The sequence below is a fragment of the Amycolatopsis sp. DG1A-15b genome, assembly GCF_030285645.1.
GTDB lineage: Bacteria > Actinomycetota > Actinomycetes > Mycobacteriales > Pseudonocardiaceae > Amycolatopsis.
Map to the genome: position 1 here is coordinate 1,743,281 of NZ_CP127296.1, position 16,137 is coordinate 1,759,417.

Consider the following 16,137-nt stretch of genomic DNA (forward strand, 5'->3'; position numbering starts at 1 on the left):
GGACCAGCCGTATTTCAGCGTGGCGCGGTACACCGCGGCCTGGCGGCGCGCCAGGTCGTTCTGGTTCCAGTGCGACCAACCAAGCGGCTCGTCCGCCTGGTCACGGCAACAGTGGCAACGGCGCCAAGTCGTGGCGCTCCCAGAGTTGCCTTGAGCCTTCCTCGGGGTACGCCGTGACTGTGGTTCGTGCGTTGAAGACTTGGGTCAGGCGGTGGTCGGTGTCGAATGCGGGCCAGCCCGGGTCGCCGGTGATGGCGTAGGAGATCCAGGCCGCGCGCATGCGCGCCGACAGCTCCACCGTCTCAACCGAAGGCGTTGGGCCGCCCAACAACATCTGGGCAAATCCACTCTCGAAATCGCCGAACACCAACGGCTGGTCCAGGTCGTGGCACGCACCGAGCAGTCCACCCGCGCCCGGCGCGGGCCAGGTCAGCTCGTAGAAGTGGGTTCGCCCACCGCCGCTCGCGTGGGCCTGCGCCAGCCGCAGCGTAGGCATGCGAAACAGCCAGTCGGATTGGACCCATTCCCAGAGTTGTTCGGCCGTGGCGTCCGGGAAGGCAGCGCGATAGGTCTTGTCGGCGTCCGTGCCGGGGCCGAAGACACCGAGCACCCGGGCTGCTTGCTGGTCGTCGATAGCGCCCAGTTTCCCGGACGCGACCAGGAACAGCCGGTACTCGTCACGGTTGTGCCCGGCGAGCAGCTCGACGTCGCGTCCCACGCCGGCGGCCAAGGCCTGGTACGGGGTGGCCGGGAGCACGTCGCCGTCCACGTTCGGGACGAAGAACGTGAGGTGCGCGGCCATCGGCCCCCATCGGTCGAGGTACTGGCCCTGGGTTGCGGCTGTCTCCTCACCGGCCAGTGCGAGGTCGTGCGGGTCCAGTGTGGACAGGTCGGCGGCGGTGGGTCGCCTGCCACGTTGGCCCGCGATGGCGGTGGTGATGTCGGTGGCCAGTTCAGGTGAGAGGAAAGGGCCGCCGAAACTCTGCGCGATGACGCGGCGGAACAGCCCTGCGGCGGCGGGCACCGCCATGAGCGTGCCGACGGAGCTGCCACCGGCCGACACGCCGAAGATGGTGACCCGGTCCGGGTCGCCGCCGAACGCGGCGATGTCGTCACGCACCCACTCCAGCGCGGCGATCTGGTCGAGCAGGCCGCGATTGGGCGGGGCGCCCTCGATGGCGGCGAAGCCTTCGATGCCGAGCCGGTAGTTCAGGCTGACCAGCACCAGGTTGCCTTCCTGGGCGATCCGGGCGTTGGCCAGGAGGTCCGCGCCGGAGCCCAGTTTGTAGGCCCCGCCGTGGATCCACAGCATCACCGCGTGGCGCGCGAAGCGGTCCGGGGCCGGTGTCCACACGTTGAGCGTGAGCCAGTCGTCGCCAGTCGATGGCGGGGGAGTGCCCTCGTCGGGGGCGAGGTTCCGGAAGCCCGCGAAGTCCTGTGGCGCGGGCGGGCCGAAGGCAACCGCGTCGCGCACCCCGTCCCACGGTGACACGGGCTGAGGCGCGGCGAACCGCGCGGCACCAACCGGGGGTGCAGCGTAGGGGATGCCCAGGAAGGCGGCGAGCCGGCCCTCCCAGCGTCCGCGCACCGTTCCGGCGGTGGTGCGGATCTCGGGCTCGGCATTCGACCGTTGCGACGCGTCAGCTGTCATCGTCTGCTCTCTCAGGGTCGTTTACTGCTGGCTACCGGCGGTGTGTTTCGGCGGCCCGCCCGAAGGCTGTCCCTCAGGCCGCCCCGAGGACCGGAAGCGTGATGGCGGACGGCCGATCCGGTCCTAAGTGGACGATCTGGTCGGCGGCGAGCAGCGTGGTGGCGGTGGCTCGCGACTCGCCGGTGCCGGGATTGCGGGCGTACCGCGGGAAAGCGCCGCTGGCGACCTGGACGCGAATGCGGTGCCCCGCGCCGGAAGTGGTACGCCGTCGACCACAACGTCACGGAGACGTCCTGTGGTTCGGCGGCGTCGGGTACTCGAACACAACGCCGACTTCCCAAACGACGCCTTTGATCCGACAGCGCTAATCGCCGCGCAAACGGGGCCGGGTTTTGGCTGCGAACAACGAGTGGCCCCCCGGCTGGGTCACTCTTCTGGAAGCGGAGCAACACGGGTGTGGTCTGCGGGATTCTTTGTACCGTCCGCCGCTCGCGCCCACCTCGCGGCCTTCGGTCGGTACCGCCAGAGGTGCCGCGTCGTCGGCCTGATCCCCCCCGGGTCCGTCAGCGATGACGGTGCCCAGTGAGCTGTCAAGTTCCAAGCTCCCCGGCTCACCATCACCGTGAAACCCGCCACCTGAGGTGGCGAGGGCAGCCGAACCTGGCGCCACCGGATGCCCTTCGTCGGCCCTGGTCACATCAACTCACGTATCCGTCGCTCATTCGATTCACCCGAACGGCGCTCGCTTTGTTGGGTTCGAACCAGCCTCTCGCTCACTGCACTTGTTCCCCTGAACTCGCGGAGGTGGGCGCGAAGTGGCCGATTACTCGATCAACGTGGAGAGATTTCGCCGTTTCCGGTCTGCTGCGCTGACGCTGTTCTTGGCGCTGGCGATGATGGTCATTCCTAGCTGTGCGGGCGCCCCTACCTGTGCTGCCGGGACGCAGGCCTACGAGGGCGTATGTCTGAGCGACATGGCAGTCCAATATGTCGTCTGCACGAAGGATCGGGGCGTCAACGTGACCACCAAGCTCGACGGCAAGGTGAGCGGGACGTTCAAGGTGGTCGCTGACGCCGCACTGCAGCTCGGTTACGAGAAGAGCAAGCAGGAGAACACGCCAGTCGCGCTGCAGATCGTCAAGGACTGCATGGCGATCGCGAAGACCGCGTCGCCGCCAAGCGATCCAGAGCGGGCCCAGATCGCGGGATTCCAGCAGCGAGCCGACCAGGCCCTGCAGGATTGGCAGAAAAATCAGGTCAACGAAACCCCGTCGATCACACGTTCCCGTAACAGCGCAAAGAAAGGTCAGAAAGTCATCGTCATTAGCAAGAAGTTCTGGCCGAATGAAATGGTCGACATTATGGGCCACGCCACGCTCGTCGCGCAGGTCGAAGCCGACGGCAACGGCAGCTTCTCCGCGTCGGTCACCATCCCTCAGGGCGCGCCGCCGCCCAGTTTCGACACCACGATCACCGCGGCCGGCAAGAGCTCTGCGAAATCGGCGACCGCACCCTTCCACATCGCCTAAGGGGTCAGTTCAGAATGAGTTTGCGGAGGCAGATGATCGAGCAGCCCAGACTGAGGATGGCTTGGTGGACGTCGGCTCGTCGTTCGGTGCGGATACGTAGCCGGCGGAAGTTTTTGAGCCAGGCGAAGGTGCGCTCCACCGGCCAGCGGATGGTGCCCAGGCCGGAGCCGTGTTCGGTGCCGCGGCGGGCGATGAGCGGGGTGACGCCGCGGGCGCGGACCAGGCGGCGGTACTTGTCGTGGTCGTAGCCGCGGTCGGCGTAGAGCCGGTGTGGTCGGCGCCGGGGCTTGCCGACCATCCCGCGGATTGGCGGGATGGCGTCGAGCAGCGGGATCAGCTGGGTGACGTCATTGCGGTGGCCGCCGGTGAGGGTGGCCGCGTGCGGGGTGCCGTGGGCGTCGGTGATCAGGTGGTGCTTGGAGCCGAGCTTGCGGTGGTCGACCGGGCTGGGTCCGGTGTGGTCCCCCCTTTGAGAGCACGCAGGTGGGTGGAGTCGACCAGCGCGGCGGACAGGTCCAGCAGTCCGGCGGCGCGTAGTTCGGCGAGCAGGCGTTCGTGCAGCTGCTGCCAGACGCCGGCCTTGTGCCATTCGGTCAGCCGCCGCCAGCAGGTGGCTCCGGAAGCGCCGAACAGCGCGGTGGGCAGGCGGTTCCAGCCGATGCCGGTACGGATCACGTACAGGATGCCTTCCAGCGCGGCGCGGTCATCGGCGCGTTTGCGACCCGGGTAGCGGAAACGCCGTGGATGCACCGGAAGCAGCGGCTCCAGCCGCTCCCACAGCTGGTCGGTCAGAACCTCCTCACGCATACCAACATCATCGAAAGCCCCGCATGCCAGGCAAGACGACACGCCGACTCATTCTGAACTGACCTCTAAAAGGACTCGCGAGTATCGCCACCGGTTTGCTGCCGGTGTAGGTGCTCGGGAGTGCTTCGCCGCCCATCAGGGCGTCGGTGAAGCGCCCGCACCAATCGCCTGCTCGACCTCGGCCCGCACACCGGCGAATGCTTCGAGCGGGCCGAACACGTGTCCGCCGCGCCCAGTTGGCCGGGGCTTGTTGAGGTGGAACAGCAGCCGCTGCGCTGCCCGGGTGGATAAGCGGTCCTTCGGCGTGATTGCTGCGTGGAAGAGTGGCGCAGTGAGGTAGTCGCCGCGAGTCATGATCACCCAGAGCACCAGCGACGTCGCTGGTGCTTGTCGGGTCCCCAGTCGGTCTTGAGCAACCGGTTGTGCGCCAGCTGCCGCGCCCGCAGCGGGACGATGACCGCCGTCCGGGTCTCCCGGGGAATCAGCCAGTTCGCGAGCGCTTGCCGGCGGGCTCGGTCGACCGCCGAACCAGGTGCCGGGCCGTATCCGGCTGTGCGCGCCGCCTGGAGACCAAGGCAGCTGCGGCAGGCCGCGGCGGGGCAGGTTCGCGGTGACGTGGGCGCCCGCGACTTTGCGCAGCTGGGGGCGAGCCGTATCGGAGAAACTGCTGAAGTTCCCCGGAACCACATGTTGTCGCGGACACTTCGACCGCGGGGCAGCCGGTCGGCGTGCTGGATCCACGGGGCGTCGACCTCGGGGATCTGCAGGCCGTGCATCTGCCCGACGGTGAGCACGGCCATCGAGCGGCTCATCAGCTGCTGCTGCTCGCCGATCAGGTAGTCGTCGAACGACAGCGCGCCCGGGACGTCGCCGGGGCGGTTGTGGGCGTTGTAGACGTGCGCCTCGGCCCACATCCGGATCGGGTAAGGGCGGTTCGTCACCCTCAGGTGCAGCCAGCGGCCCTGCAGCTCGGCGTACTGGCCGGCGATCGCGGCGATCAGGTCGCGGCGCTGCGAGTCCGAGCGGAACGACCAGCGCTGCGGCGCAGCCGGTACCAGGCGTAGACCTCGATGCCGGTGCGGACCAGGTGCCCGTCGATACTTCCGACGTGAGCAGCACCGGCTGAAGGGAAATGCCGCTTTCGGCGGGCCGAGCCACACGGCGTCGACCCGGTAGACCTCGTGATCGGTCCCGGTACGCACGCGGGTCCCCTCTCAGCCGGTGAACAGGCCGGCGATCCACTGGCCCACGTTCACGCCCCCGGCTGCCCGGAGACCACTGGCCGCAGGCGGTCAACCTATGACCCGCGAGACAAGGCCGTGAACGCACCGGCACCCCAAGGATTCCCCCAGTACCGCAACGGAAGGCCGTCACCCGCGAAGCGAGGTCTGCGTACCGGATGGCTCATCGCCATCGTCGCGATCGTCGTGGTCGGTGCCGCTGTGGGACTGTTCGTCTTGCTCAACCACGGCAGCAGCTACGACAAGGTCGACGGCAAGTCCGGGTCTGCGCCGCCGGCTGGCTGCGACGAGGTCGCGTCGCCGAGCGGGGAACCTGCCGCCGAAGACTTCCGAAACGCCGTTGCAAGGTAGCCAGGGCTGGATGTGCACGTTCGCCGATTCGACGAACGCCGTGACGGTCCATCTCGACGTGGAAGTGAACACTGTGCAGCGGCAACGCGCTGGATTCGATGTTCAGACGTCGTCGGCCGGGTTCGGCTGGACCCGGCGACACATCTGAGGGAGAGCGCGGCGTGGGGACCGGCGCTCAGCGGCAAGGCATGCGACTTACTCGTTCTGGACAGCAATGCGACTTTCAAAGTCGGAATCGACGACCGGAAGGCGGCCGCCGACGACACGCAAACCTGCAAGGACCGCGTCAAGGCCAGCGCCCAGGTTCTCTACGACACGTTGCAGCCGCGGTAGAGTCGACGGGTGGGGCGGTACCGATCCGTCCCTCAGTCCCGCTGATTGAGCAGGATCGCCCCCGACCGGCCGGTAGCCGACAGCTCGGTCGATGGTTCGTCCGACTGCAGGAGGCAGTGGCGCCAGCACGATTTCCGTGCCTTTGCCGGCCACCTGAAGTACTTGGTGCCCGTGTTCTTCGCCGACGTCAGCGATGTCGCTGCCGCAGGCTTGGAAGATCGAAGCCGCGCAGACCGAGCATCGCCACGAGGCGGCGCGCGTAGACCTTGGCCAAACTCGTCCTACGTGTCGCTGACACCGCCGACCACGTCTGGGCCTGGTCCTTCCTCGGCGAACGTCGGGCCGTAGCGGGCGTGCGGAGCCTGCGTTGCCCCTGCCCAGAAACGGTCCCCGTAGGACCAGTGCCACCACCGAGCCGGGTGGTTGACGAGGCCGATGGCGGCGAGGGCGGACGTGAGCAGTTGCGTGGTCTCGTCGGGCGCGGGTGCGATCGGGCCCACGCAGCACTCCGGGAGCAGCACGGTGTCGTCCCCGTTGGCGAGGGTGAGGTCCACGGCTCCGCCGGTCGGGTGCGGCGCGGTCTCGGGTGGCGTGGTGCACACCTGCTCCGCCTGTTCGACGGCGCAGGTGAGATACCGGCACGGCATCGCCGGTGGCCGGTACCCGGCCACGATCAGCAGACGGACCTTGCGGGGTAGCAGGCTCTGCGCCGCAACGAGCCGGTCGACGAGCCCGGACCGGAGAACCGTCCTTCGCGCGACCAGCAGCGGAGCGGACGTCTCCACGTCGACCAGAGGCTCGCCGGTGTCCCGGATCGGGATCCTGATCAGGAGCGGGTCGGGCAACGGCACGATCATCAGACGATCCCCTGACGGCATGGTGATGCGACGGTTCCACGTCACACCGTCGAGCACGGCTCTGCAGAAACGCTGCAGCGGGATTACAGGGGTGCGCGGGAGGCCTGGCCCGCCGTCAGCTCGTCGTACTCCCGTGCTCCGTAGGCGTGGAACGTCTCGAGAGCCTCGGTGAGCGCGGCCTCTGCCGCGGCCTGGTTGCCCCTCGCGCGTTCCACTTGCGTGATGTCGCGCAGGGTGCGGGCGACGAACAGACTCGCCCCCATCGCCCGGAAGATCTCCAGCGCGTCGCCCAGCCACCGGCCCGCGTCATCGAGGCGGCCGGCGACCAGATCCAGCTCGCCGAGTGTGCGCATCACCATCGCCTCGGCCCAGCTGTCCCGCTCGGTCCGGCTGACGGCGAGCGCGATCTCGAGTGGCTCCAGGGCGGCGTCGAGCCGCCCCTGCCGGACGTGGGTCTTGGCCAGGCCGCGCTGGCAGAACGCCATGAGCTTCGCGTCACCGAGCTCACGGAAGAGGGCCAGCGCCTGGACGAACGCGTCCTCGGCGTCGGTGAGCCGGCCGCGGGCGCGGTGGGCTAGTGCGATCGTGCGCAGCGTCAGCGCCTCGCCACGCACGCTGCCCGCCCGGCGGTAGGCGTCGAGTGCCGTGGCGAGCGCGGTGTCGGCGGCGTCGAAGTTGCCGCGTTCCAAGTAGACCGACCCGACCACGCGCTGACAGTGACCGGTGGCGCGGTCGTCGTGCAGGGCGCGGGACGCCGCGGACGCCTGGGTCAGGAAGTGCTCCGCCTCGGGTAGGTATCCCTGCTCCCGGCAGGCCAGCCCGAGCGCGCTCAGTGCACTGACCTCACCGCGTGGGTCACGCAGGTCACGGAATCGCTCGAGGGCCTCGGTCAGGTGCCGGCTGGCTTCGGCGAGCTGGTCCTGCTCGTACCGGAGCTGGCCCAGCTCGGCCAGCAGGACTGCCTCGCCGTGCGCGTTCCCGCCGGCGCGGGCGGCGGCCAGCGCGGCGCCGTGCACGCGGTCCCACAGGTCCACCACGCTGTTCAGGGCGTAGTTCGACGCGCACAGCACCGATGCCACGGCCACGGCCAGCTCGTGGAGACCCAGCTCGGCACTCCGCTCCACGGCGAGCACCAGTGACGCCTGTTCGCTGTCGAGCCATCCTCGTGGGTCGGCCAGCGCGGTGCCGAGCACCTCGGGATCGCCCGCGCAGGAGTTCGCCGGTGCCGACGCGGTCGGGTGGATGGCGCCGGAGGTCACGTTGTCGATCACATGGTCACGGAGCCGCTCGAGCACGGCCGCCCAGGCACCGACCACCCGCGCGGTCGAGGCGACCAGGTCATCGGGGGCCTCGCACCGCACTGCCTCCTCCCGCGCGTAGATGCGGACCAGGTCGTGCAGCCGGTAGCGCACCTGGCCGGTGTCGTCGACGAAGGCGTAGTCGACCAGGTGGTTGTCCACGAGGTGCTCGACGACCTGCTCGGCCACGCCGATCTCCACGTCGAGGGCGTAGGCCACCACCCACGACCGGAAGTCGGCCACCCCCAGGTGACCGAGCCGGCGGATCGCGGCCTGCGCGGCCGGCTCCAGGCCGCGCACACTCATCTCGATGCTCGCACGGACCCGCTGGTCGCCCGCGCTCAGCTCGTCGAGACGGCGCCGTTCGTCGGTTAGCCGATCGGCGAGCAGCCGCGGGGTCCACTGCCGGCGCGTGGCCAGCCGGGCACCGGCGATGCGAACGGCCAGCGGGAGGTGCCCGCAGGAGGCGGCGATGTCCGCCGCGGCGTCGGGCGCCGCCTGGATCCGGTCGGCACCGGCGACCTGGGCCAGCAGGGCGGTCGCCTCCTCCGGGGAGAGCATGTCCACCTCGACCGGACGCGCACCGGCGAGGCCGGCCAGGCGGTTGCGTGAGGTCAGCACAACGGCACAGGTGTCGGTGCCGGGGAGCAGGGGACGCACCTGCTGCTCGTTCGCGGCGTCGTCGAGGACGATCAGCATGCGGCGGCCTGACAACACGGTGCGGTAGACGTCCATGCGCTCGTCCGCCTCGTCCGGGATCGTGTCCGGTGCCAGCGCACGCAGGAAGCGCCCGAGCACCTCGGCAGGCGAGGCCGGTGTGCCAGTGGTGCCGCGGAGGTCGACGTGGAGCTGCCCGTCCGGGTAGGACGAGGATATCCGGTGCGCCACGTAGACCGCCAACGCCGACTTGCCGACCCCGCCCGGCCCGACCAGAGCGGCCACCACCGGCCCGCTGCGACTGCTCGTCAGCACGTCGACCAGCTCGTGCACCAGGTCGACCCGGCCGGTGAAGTCGGCTGCTTCGGGCGGGAGCTGTCTCGGCACGGGGAACCGCGCCCCGTCCGCGGGTGGCCGCTGGTCCGGTTCGGTCCGGACGAGCGGTGGCGCGGCACGGGGCCCGAGCAGCGCCGGATCCGAGCGCAGGATGGCCTCGTGAAGCCGTGTCAGCTCGACACCCGGCTCGATCCCCAGGTCGTCGACAAGGGCTTCCCTGCCCTGCCGGAACACGGCCAGCGCCTCGGGGTCGCGGCCGGCACGGTGCAGGGCGAGCATCAGCTGGCCGCGCCACGAGGCCCGGGTCGGATGCTGCCCGACCAGTACGGTCAGCTCGCCGACGAGCTCTTCGGCGAGCCCCAGTTCCAGGTCTGCGGCGATCCGCGCCTCGATGACCGCGAGGCGCTGCTCGTCCAGGCGGGTGGCCTCCATCGCGAGGACACGGCTGCGCACTCCGCCGAGTGCGGGTCCGCGCCACAAGGTTTCCGCGGTGCGGAAGGCGTTCGACGCCTCGCGGTACCGCCCGTCGGACGCGGCGGATCGTCCTTGCGCCACGAACCGCTCGAAGCGGTTGCGGTCGAGGTCGTCGTGGGAGATCGTCGCCAGGTAGCCGGGGGCCTCGGTGCGGATGGTCTGCGCATCGGTATCCCGGATCGTCCTGCGCAGCGTGGAGATGTAGGTCTGGATCAACGCCCGCGCCGTCGGGGGCGGCTCGTCGTCCCAGATGATGTCGACGAGGCGGTCGGTGGACAGCACACGCCCCGGTTCGAGCAGCAACGCGGCCAGCAGCGTGCGGATCTTCGCGCGCCCCAAGGCAAGTACACCGTTGCTGTCGGCGACCTCGACCGGCCCGAGCAACCGGAACTCCATCTACGCCCCCTTCGATGCCGTAGATGACGGTCGGCAGCGTACTCCGGGAGATGCCGCCGGAATACCGCTGTAACGGGATTGCGGCGCGACTGCAGGGGATGTGCAGCGGCGATGCGGAAGCTCGTCCCATCGCAAGCTCCGACGACTTCAGGTGGAGACGAAACCATGAAAACCTCGCTACTCCGAGTGGCGCTCACACTCACCGTGGCCGCCGCGACGGCCACGGCCGGACCGACGACCGCGCTCGCGGCACCGGCGACCGGTGGCGCCCAGGCCACGGTCCCGTCCGAGGCAGCGTTCGGTGACCCGCCGCTGCCGTCCTACCCCGGGCTTGACGGCGGGGGCGCGGGTGACCGCGCCACGGCCGCGGTGGGGACGACGCCGATCCCGTGCGACAACAACGGCTCACACAAGACGCTGACCCGCTCCCAGGTCGTCGCCAGGGCGCAGAGCTGGCTGAACGTGGGTGGCATCCCCTACAGCCAGAACCGCTGCTACCGTAACTCTTACGGCGACTACCGGACCGACTGCTCCGGGTTCGTGTCGATGGCGTGGGGACTCGGCGGCTCGGGCAGCGCCTTCTGGACCGGCAACCTCGGCGACGTCTCCACGGTGATCCCGCGTTCCGCGCTGAAGCCGGGCGACGCGTTGCTGCGACACGAGAACAACCCGTCCGTGGACCACGTGGCGCTGTTCCTCAGTTGGGAGGACGCAGCACACACGAGACCGGTCGTGATCGAGCAGACCGGCTCCTCCGGCACGATCCAGCGGACCTGGAGTCAGAGCAACGCCGCCAACTACACCCCGGTTCGCTACGACCACATCCTCGATGGGGGAGTGCCGGATTTGGGTGTGTTTGATTTCTTTTTGTCGGATGATCCGGCTTCGTCGGTGAGTACGCGTCCGGTGGTTCACTATGGGAATAGTCCGATGGTTCCTATCGTGGGTGATTGGAACGGTGATGGTCTGGACACTGTCAGCGCTTATGATCCGGCTAGTGGGCAGTTCTTTGTGAGTAATAATCCGGCTACCGGGGCAGCCGAGTACACCTTCATGTACGGCAACCCGGGCGCTGTTCCGCTGGTCGGTGACTGGGATGGTGACGGCAAGGACAATGTGGGTGTGCGGATGGATAACAGGTTCTTCCTGCGCACTAGTCCGGTGAGCAGTGGCACTGAGACCACGATCACGGTGGCTTACGGTGACTCCGGCGATATTCCTCTGATCGGCGACTGGGACGGCGATGGCAAGGACAACGTCGGCGTTCACAAGCCTGGTGATTTCAATTTCTATCTGCGCACCTCTGCCAACACCGACCCCGCCGAGATCACTCACGTCGTGCCTTACGGCAACGTCGGTGCGACGCCTCTGGTCGGCGACTGGAACGGCGACGGCAAGGACAACGTCGGCGTGCGCATGGGCAACGTGTACTACTTCCGCACCAGCGAAGTGAACAGCGCTGCTGAAACTACCATGTCGGTCGCATACGGCAACGGCGACCCGGGCAGCGAGTACCCGATAGTCGGGGACTGGAACGGCGACAACAAAGACACCCAAGGAATCGTCTACTGACCTGGCAGGGAGCCCGATATGACTACTGTGTTCATGCGCGGCCTGGTGCTGGCCGTGGCAGTTGCCGGTTCAATCACACTGGTCGGCCCCGCCTATGCCGGCGACGATCAGGTCGTTCGAGCCAGGCCCAACGAATTTACCGCGGACATCGCCTATGCCCAATGCCGACCGGGTGGCGCCACGGCCGCCGACACCACGGTCGCGAACCAGGTCCGTCCGCACATGAACGGTCCCCGCCTTGGCCAATCGGTCAGCGCCTACAACATCTCCTGTGCTCGCGTCATCGTGGAGACCACTCGCAGCCGTGGGCTCGCACAGCGAGCAGCGGTCATCGCGGTGACCACCGCAATCACGGAGAGTTCGCTACGCAACTACACCGAAGCCGTCGACCATGACAGTCTTGGTCTGTTTCAGCAGCGCCCGTCCCAGGGGTGGGGTGCTCCGTATCAGCTCGTCGACCCCGTGTACGCCACCAACGCGTTCCTTGGTGCGATGCTCCGCAAGTTCCCGAACAACTCATGGATGAACGGAAGCATCGGACCGATATGCCAAGCTGTCCAGGTATCCGCCTACCCGGATGCGTATGGACGTGAAGTGCACGATGCTGAGCTCCTCGTCTCCGCACTGTGGTCCCGGTCGCCGGATTTGGGTGTGTTTGATTTCTTTTTGTCGGATGATCCGGCTTCGTCGGTGAGTACGCGTCCGGTGGTTCACTATGGGAATAGTCCGATGGTTCCTATCGTGGGTGATTGGAACGGTGATGGTCTGGACACTGTCAGCGCTTATGATCCGGCTAGTGGGCAGTTCTTTGTGAGTAATAATCCGGCTACCGGGGCAGCCGAGTACACCTTCATGTACGGCAACCCGGGCGCTGTTCCGCTGGTCGGTGACTGGGATGGTGACGGCAAGGACAATGTGGGTGTGCGGATGGATAACAGGTTCTTCCTGCGCACTAGTCCGGTGAGCAGTGGCACTGAGACCACGATCACGGTGGCTTACGGTGACTCCGGCGATATTCCTCTGATCGGCGACTGGGACGGCGATGGCAAGGACAACGTCGGCGTTCACAAGCCTGGTGATTTCAATTTCTATCTGCGCACCTCTGCCAACACCGACCCCGCCGAGATCACTCACGTCGTGCCTTACGGCAACGTCGGTGCGACGCCTCTGGTCGGCGACTGGAACGGCGACGGCAAGGACAACGTCGGCGTGCGCATGGGCAACGTGTACTACTTCCGCACCAGCGAAGTGAACAGCGCTGCTGAAACTACCATGTCGGTCGCATACGGCAACGGCGACCCGGGCAGCGAGTACCCGATAGTCGGGGACTGGAACGGCGACAACAAAGACACCCAAGGAATCGTCTACTAATTCTCAGGCGAGGGCCGCCGCGGCGATGTTGCTGCGGCGAGCTCTTTGCGTTGTGGCTGTACATCAACGGAGGCGCAATTGTGTCACGACTGGTACATCGTCGCCTGACAAAGTTCCGCGTTGATGAATTATCTCGACCATTCAGCCGGCGACGATAGTTAGCTGTTGCGGGTCATGACGTTGGTGACGCGGGTGAGGGTCTGAGACGGGGGACAGGTCTTTCAGCGGCAGGATAACAAGTGCGACCCACTCGTCCGCCGAGCAGAAAGACCCGTCCATGCACCACCGTAATGCCCCGCTGTCTGTCGAAGGCCGCCGCCGGCTCGTCGCGCGTTGTCAGACCCGCCCGATCGCCCACGTCGCCGCGGAGATGGGCATCTCCAGCCAGTGCGCCAGCAAGTGGGTCAACCGCTACCGCCGCGACGGCGAAGCCGGCCTGCTCGACCGGCCCAGCATCCCGCACCACCAGCCCACCGTCACCCCCGCCCAGGTGGTAACCCGAATCGAGCAGCTACGCCGCCAGCGGAAATGGTCCGCCCGCCGCATCGCCACCGAACTGGCCGCCGACGGCATCACCATCTCCGTGCGCACCGTCGGACGGCACCTGCTGCAGCTCGGGCTGAACCGGCCCGCTTCATCGACCCCACCGGCGCCACCAACCGTCAGCCGAGGCGGATCATCGCCCGCTGGCCCGGGCACATGGTCCACCTCGACGTGAAGAAGACCGGCCGGATCCCCGACGGCGGCGGCTGGCGCGTCCACGGCAAAGGCAGCGACCAGGACCGACTGGTCGCCCGCACCAAAGCCCGAGGTCAGCGGCCCCGCTACACCTACCTGCACTCCGCCGTCGACGACTACTCCCGCCTGGCCTACACCGAAGCCCTGCCTGATGAGAAAGCCTCCACCGCGATCGGGTTCGTCCACCGCGCCCGCGCGTTCTTCACCGCCCACGGCATCACCCACATCCACCGCCTGGTCACCGATAACGGCGCCTGCTACCGCGCGAAAGACTTCGCTACCGTCCTACGCGGGGCCCGCCACCAACGGATCACGCCCTACACCCCACGCCACAACGGCAAAGTCGAGCGATACAACCGGATCCTGGCCGAAGAATTCCTCTACGCCCACCCCTGGACCAGCGAAGAACACCGCACCGCAGCCCTGGCCGTCTGGAACATCCACTACAACTACCGTCGACCCCACACCGCCGCCGGAGACCAGCCGCCGGCCACCCGGCTCCACGCCGGCGTCACCAACGCCATGGCCTCATACAGTTAGTAGTCACACCATGGCTACTTGCCAACTGCGTCGGAGCCGTCGACCTAAGGGGTGTCTCGTAACTGGTGTTGTGGTTGGTGGGTCTGGTGTTGCGGCTTAGTCGGTAAGGAGGATGCTGTGCAGATGCGCGACTCCGGAGACCGTATCGGCGAGCTGCTCGCCGCGCGGCGATCCTGGAACGAATACAGGCCAATTAGCACCGACCCGGGGGCGCCCGATCTCGGACCTGGTCATCGACGTAGCCGAACAGCGTCCGCAGCTCGTCGCGCGTGAACGCACGCTTGGCCGCGTCGGCCTCGGAGTCAGCGATGTGCGCCGCGCTGTTGAACCGTGACTCGATATCCCGCATCTCCGCTGACCGCGGTGCTGGTGCCAGTCGGCTCGTGAATGCGGACTGACTACCACAGCGCCTTTCCTTCAGGCGAAAACGTTGTGCGATCACGCCGCCTGCCTTCCTAGCCTTCACAGGGCAGCTGAATTCGGGCCGCTGCACAGCTGAAGTCCAATGAAGGGAACGCCTATGCTCGCTCACATCGGTGCCGCCGCGCTGCTGGTCACGGGGTCGTTCCTTGCGCCGGCGCCGGTCGCGGCCGCTGCCACCAGTTGCTACGGCGGCGCGGTGACGGCGCACTACGGCGACGCGCTCGAACTCGGTCCCTACACGACCACGAGCCGGTGCATCGACATCAACCTCAAGCTCACCTCGGGGACCAGCGCGTATGTCAACGCCTGCGTGAAGTTCGCCAAGACCGGCCGGTGCAACTACTGGACCCGTGTGAACAAAGGCAGTTGGCGGACCATTGCCACCGACGTCCTGGACGGCACCAAGTTCACCGTGCCTCTCGGCGTACCGCTCGAGGGCGACGACGCCACCGTCCTGATCGCCTTCTGACCTGTGAAGGAATTATCTCCCATGACACGCAAAATCCTGGCAACCTTGTTCGCGGCCGCGGCACTGATGGGCCTGAGCGGCCTCGCGCCCGCTTCGGCCGAGCCCGCGGCCGCCGCGGTGAGCTGCTACGGCGGGGCGAAGTCCCTGACGTACCACTACTCCGCCTCGGCGGTGGAGTTCGGCACCTACACCACGACTTCGCGGTGCAACGACATCAACATCAAGCTCACCACGGACATCCCGGGGGTGTACCTCGACGCCTGCGTGGTGTTCGTCGATCACACGAACCTGTGCAACCACAACAACACCTACTCCACATTCGGTCCTCAATGGGCGACCGTCGCCACCGATGTCAAGGACGGGACGCATTTCCGTCTGCGCGTCCACGCCTACGACACCGACGCGCAGACGGTGCAGTTCCTGCTGGCCTTCTGACGCCGCGTCCGCATGATCAGCGGATGAGTCTCGAACCCTGACCGCCGCGCCGTGACGCGTCGAGCGCCGATGGCGCGATCGGAAATCGATCTCGAAACTATTGGAGGAATGACAGTGCGACGCTTCCTGATTTCTCTTACTCTCACCGGGCTCGCCGCCCTCGGTGTGCTGACGGCCAGTGCCACCGCGCAGGCCTCCACTCCGAGGGAGTCCGACCCGGTCACCGCACCCGCCGACTCCGGCGCGGTCAGTATCCTGGTGACCAAGCTCAGCCATGCCGACGCGACCTCCCGGCTGAGGTCGTCAGGCATCACGTGGTCGTCCAGCGGTGGGTGCAGTGACCGCAACAACTCGACGTGCACGTCGTTCGAGCAGGTCAACCTGGCGACGATCCAGGGTGCGCAGACGCTGAAGTCGGCAAGTGGTTGCGGTCTGAACGTCACGGGCGGCACCGAGACGGGTCACGCGAGCGGCACCTACAGCCACTGGAACGGCTACAAGCTCGACTTCAGCTTGAACACCTGTATCAGCAACTACATCCGGAACAACTTCACGTCCATCGGCGGGAACAAGTGGGAGTCCCGCGCGGGCAACATCTACTACCTCGAGTCGAACCACTGGGATGTCACCTTCTACAACTGCGGCGGCTGCTGATTCGC

11 protein-coding genes and 3 pseudogenes are annotated in these 16,137 nt (G+C 67.3%); 7 read left to right on the forward strand and 7 right to left on the reverse strand.

Features of this window, described 5'->3' with window-relative positions:
- Nucleotides 1-100 precede the first annotated feature (100 nt).
- On the reverse strand, nt 101-1,651 hold the full coding sequence (locus QRY02_RS08135; protein ID WP_285990882.1) for a carboxylesterase/lipase family protein: 1,551 nt from the start codon (nt 1,649-1,651) through the stop codon (nt 101-103).
- A 73-nt stretch (nt 1,652-1,724) separates the two neighbouring features.
- Nucleotides 1,725-1,935 (reverse strand): annotated as a pseudogene (locus tag QRY02_RS08140) (CocE/NonD family hydrolase C-terminal non-catalytic domain-containing protein); the annotation flags it as partial.
- A 531-nt stretch (nt 1,936-2,466) separates the two neighbouring features.
- On the opposite strand from QRY02_RS08140, the gene QRY02_RS08145 reads away from it, so the two are divergent.
- Nucleotides 2,467-3,180 (forward strand): hypothetical protein, encoded by a 714-nt coding sequence (locus QRY02_RS08145; protein ID WP_285990883.1) that lies wholly within the window; start codon nt 2,467-2,469, stop codon nt 3,178-3,180.
- Between the two features lie 4 nt (nt 3,181-3,184).
- Here QRY02_RS08145 and QRY02_RS08150 read toward each other — a convergent pair.
- From QRY02_RS08150 to QRY02_RS08170, 5 genes and pseudogenes are all read right to left on the reverse strand, one after another.
- Nucleotides 3,185-3,987 (reverse strand): IS5 family transposase gene (locus tag QRY02_RS08150; protein ID WP_285990884.1). Its coding sequence is split into 2 segments (ribosomal slippage): nt 3,185-3,651 and nt 3,651-3,987, totalling 804 coding nucleotides; the frame shifts between segments, so codons are not numbered across the junction.
- A gap of 135 nt (nt 3,988-4,122) precedes the next feature.
- Nucleotides 4,123-4,356, reverse strand: coding sequence for a hypothetical protein (locus tag QRY02_RS08155; protein WP_285990885.1), 234 nt, complete (start codon nt 4,354-4,356; stop codon nt 4,123-4,125).
- 342 nt (nt 4,357-4,698) lie between these two features.
- Nucleotides 4,699-5,104 (reverse strand): annotated as a pseudogene (locus QRY02_RS08160) (ATP-binding protein); the annotation flags it as partial.
- Between the two features lie 1,089 nt (nt 5,105-6,193).
- On the reverse strand, nt 6,194-6,769 hold the full coding sequence (locus QRY02_RS08165; protein ID WP_285990886.1) for a M15 family metallopeptidase domain-containing protein: 576 nt from the start codon (nt 6,767-6,769) through the stop codon (nt 6,194-6,196).
- 83 nt (nt 6,770-6,852) lie between these two features.
- A complete protein-coding gene (locus tag QRY02_RS08170; protein ID WP_285990887.1) occupies nt 6,853-9,930 on the reverse strand; it encodes an AfsR/SARP family transcriptional regulator in 3,078 nt (1,025 codons plus the stop codon).
- Nucleotides 9,931-10,095: 165 nt separating this feature from the next.
- On the opposite strand from QRY02_RS08170, the gene QRY02_RS08175 reads away from it, so the two are divergent.
- The 6 genes and pseudogenes from QRY02_RS08175 to QRY02_RS08200 all read left to right on the forward strand — a co-directional run bounded on the left by QRY02_RS08175 (nt 10,096) and on the right by QRY02_RS08200 (nt 16,132).
- On the forward strand, nt 10,096-11,502 hold the full coding sequence (locus QRY02_RS08175; RefSeq protein WP_285990888.1) for an NlpC/P60 family protein: 1,407 nt from the start codon (nt 10,096-10,098) through the stop codon (nt 11,500-11,502).
- 18 nt (nt 11,503-11,520) lie between these two features.
- Nucleotides 11,521-12,873, forward strand: coding sequence for a hypothetical protein (locus QRY02_RS08180; RefSeq protein ID WP_285990889.1), 1,353 nt, complete (start codon nt 11,521-11,523; stop codon nt 12,871-12,873).
- Nucleotides 12,874-13,150: 277 nt separating this feature from the next.
- Nucleotides 13,151-14,151: pseudogene (locus QRY02_RS08185) on the forward strand (IS481 family transposase).
- 520 nt (nt 14,152-14,671) lie between these two features.
- Entirely contained in the window at nt 14,672-15,043 is a 372-nt protein-coding gene (locus QRY02_RS08190; protein WP_285990890.1) for a hypothetical protein, read from the forward strand.
- A 21-nt stretch (nt 15,044-15,064) separates the two neighbouring features.
- Nucleotides 15,065-15,478: a hypothetical protein gene (locus QRY02_RS08195; protein WP_285990891.1), complete on the forward strand. Its 414-nt coding sequence runs from the start codon at nt 15,065-15,067 to the stop codon at nt 15,476-15,478.
- Between the two features lie 108 nt (nt 15,479-15,586).
- Complete coding sequence (locus tag QRY02_RS08200; RefSeq protein ID WP_285990892.1) at nt 15,587-16,132, forward strand: hypothetical protein; 546 nt, start codon at nt 15,587-15,589, stop codon at nt 16,130-16,132.
- Nucleotides 16,133-16,137 lie beyond the last annotated feature (5 nt).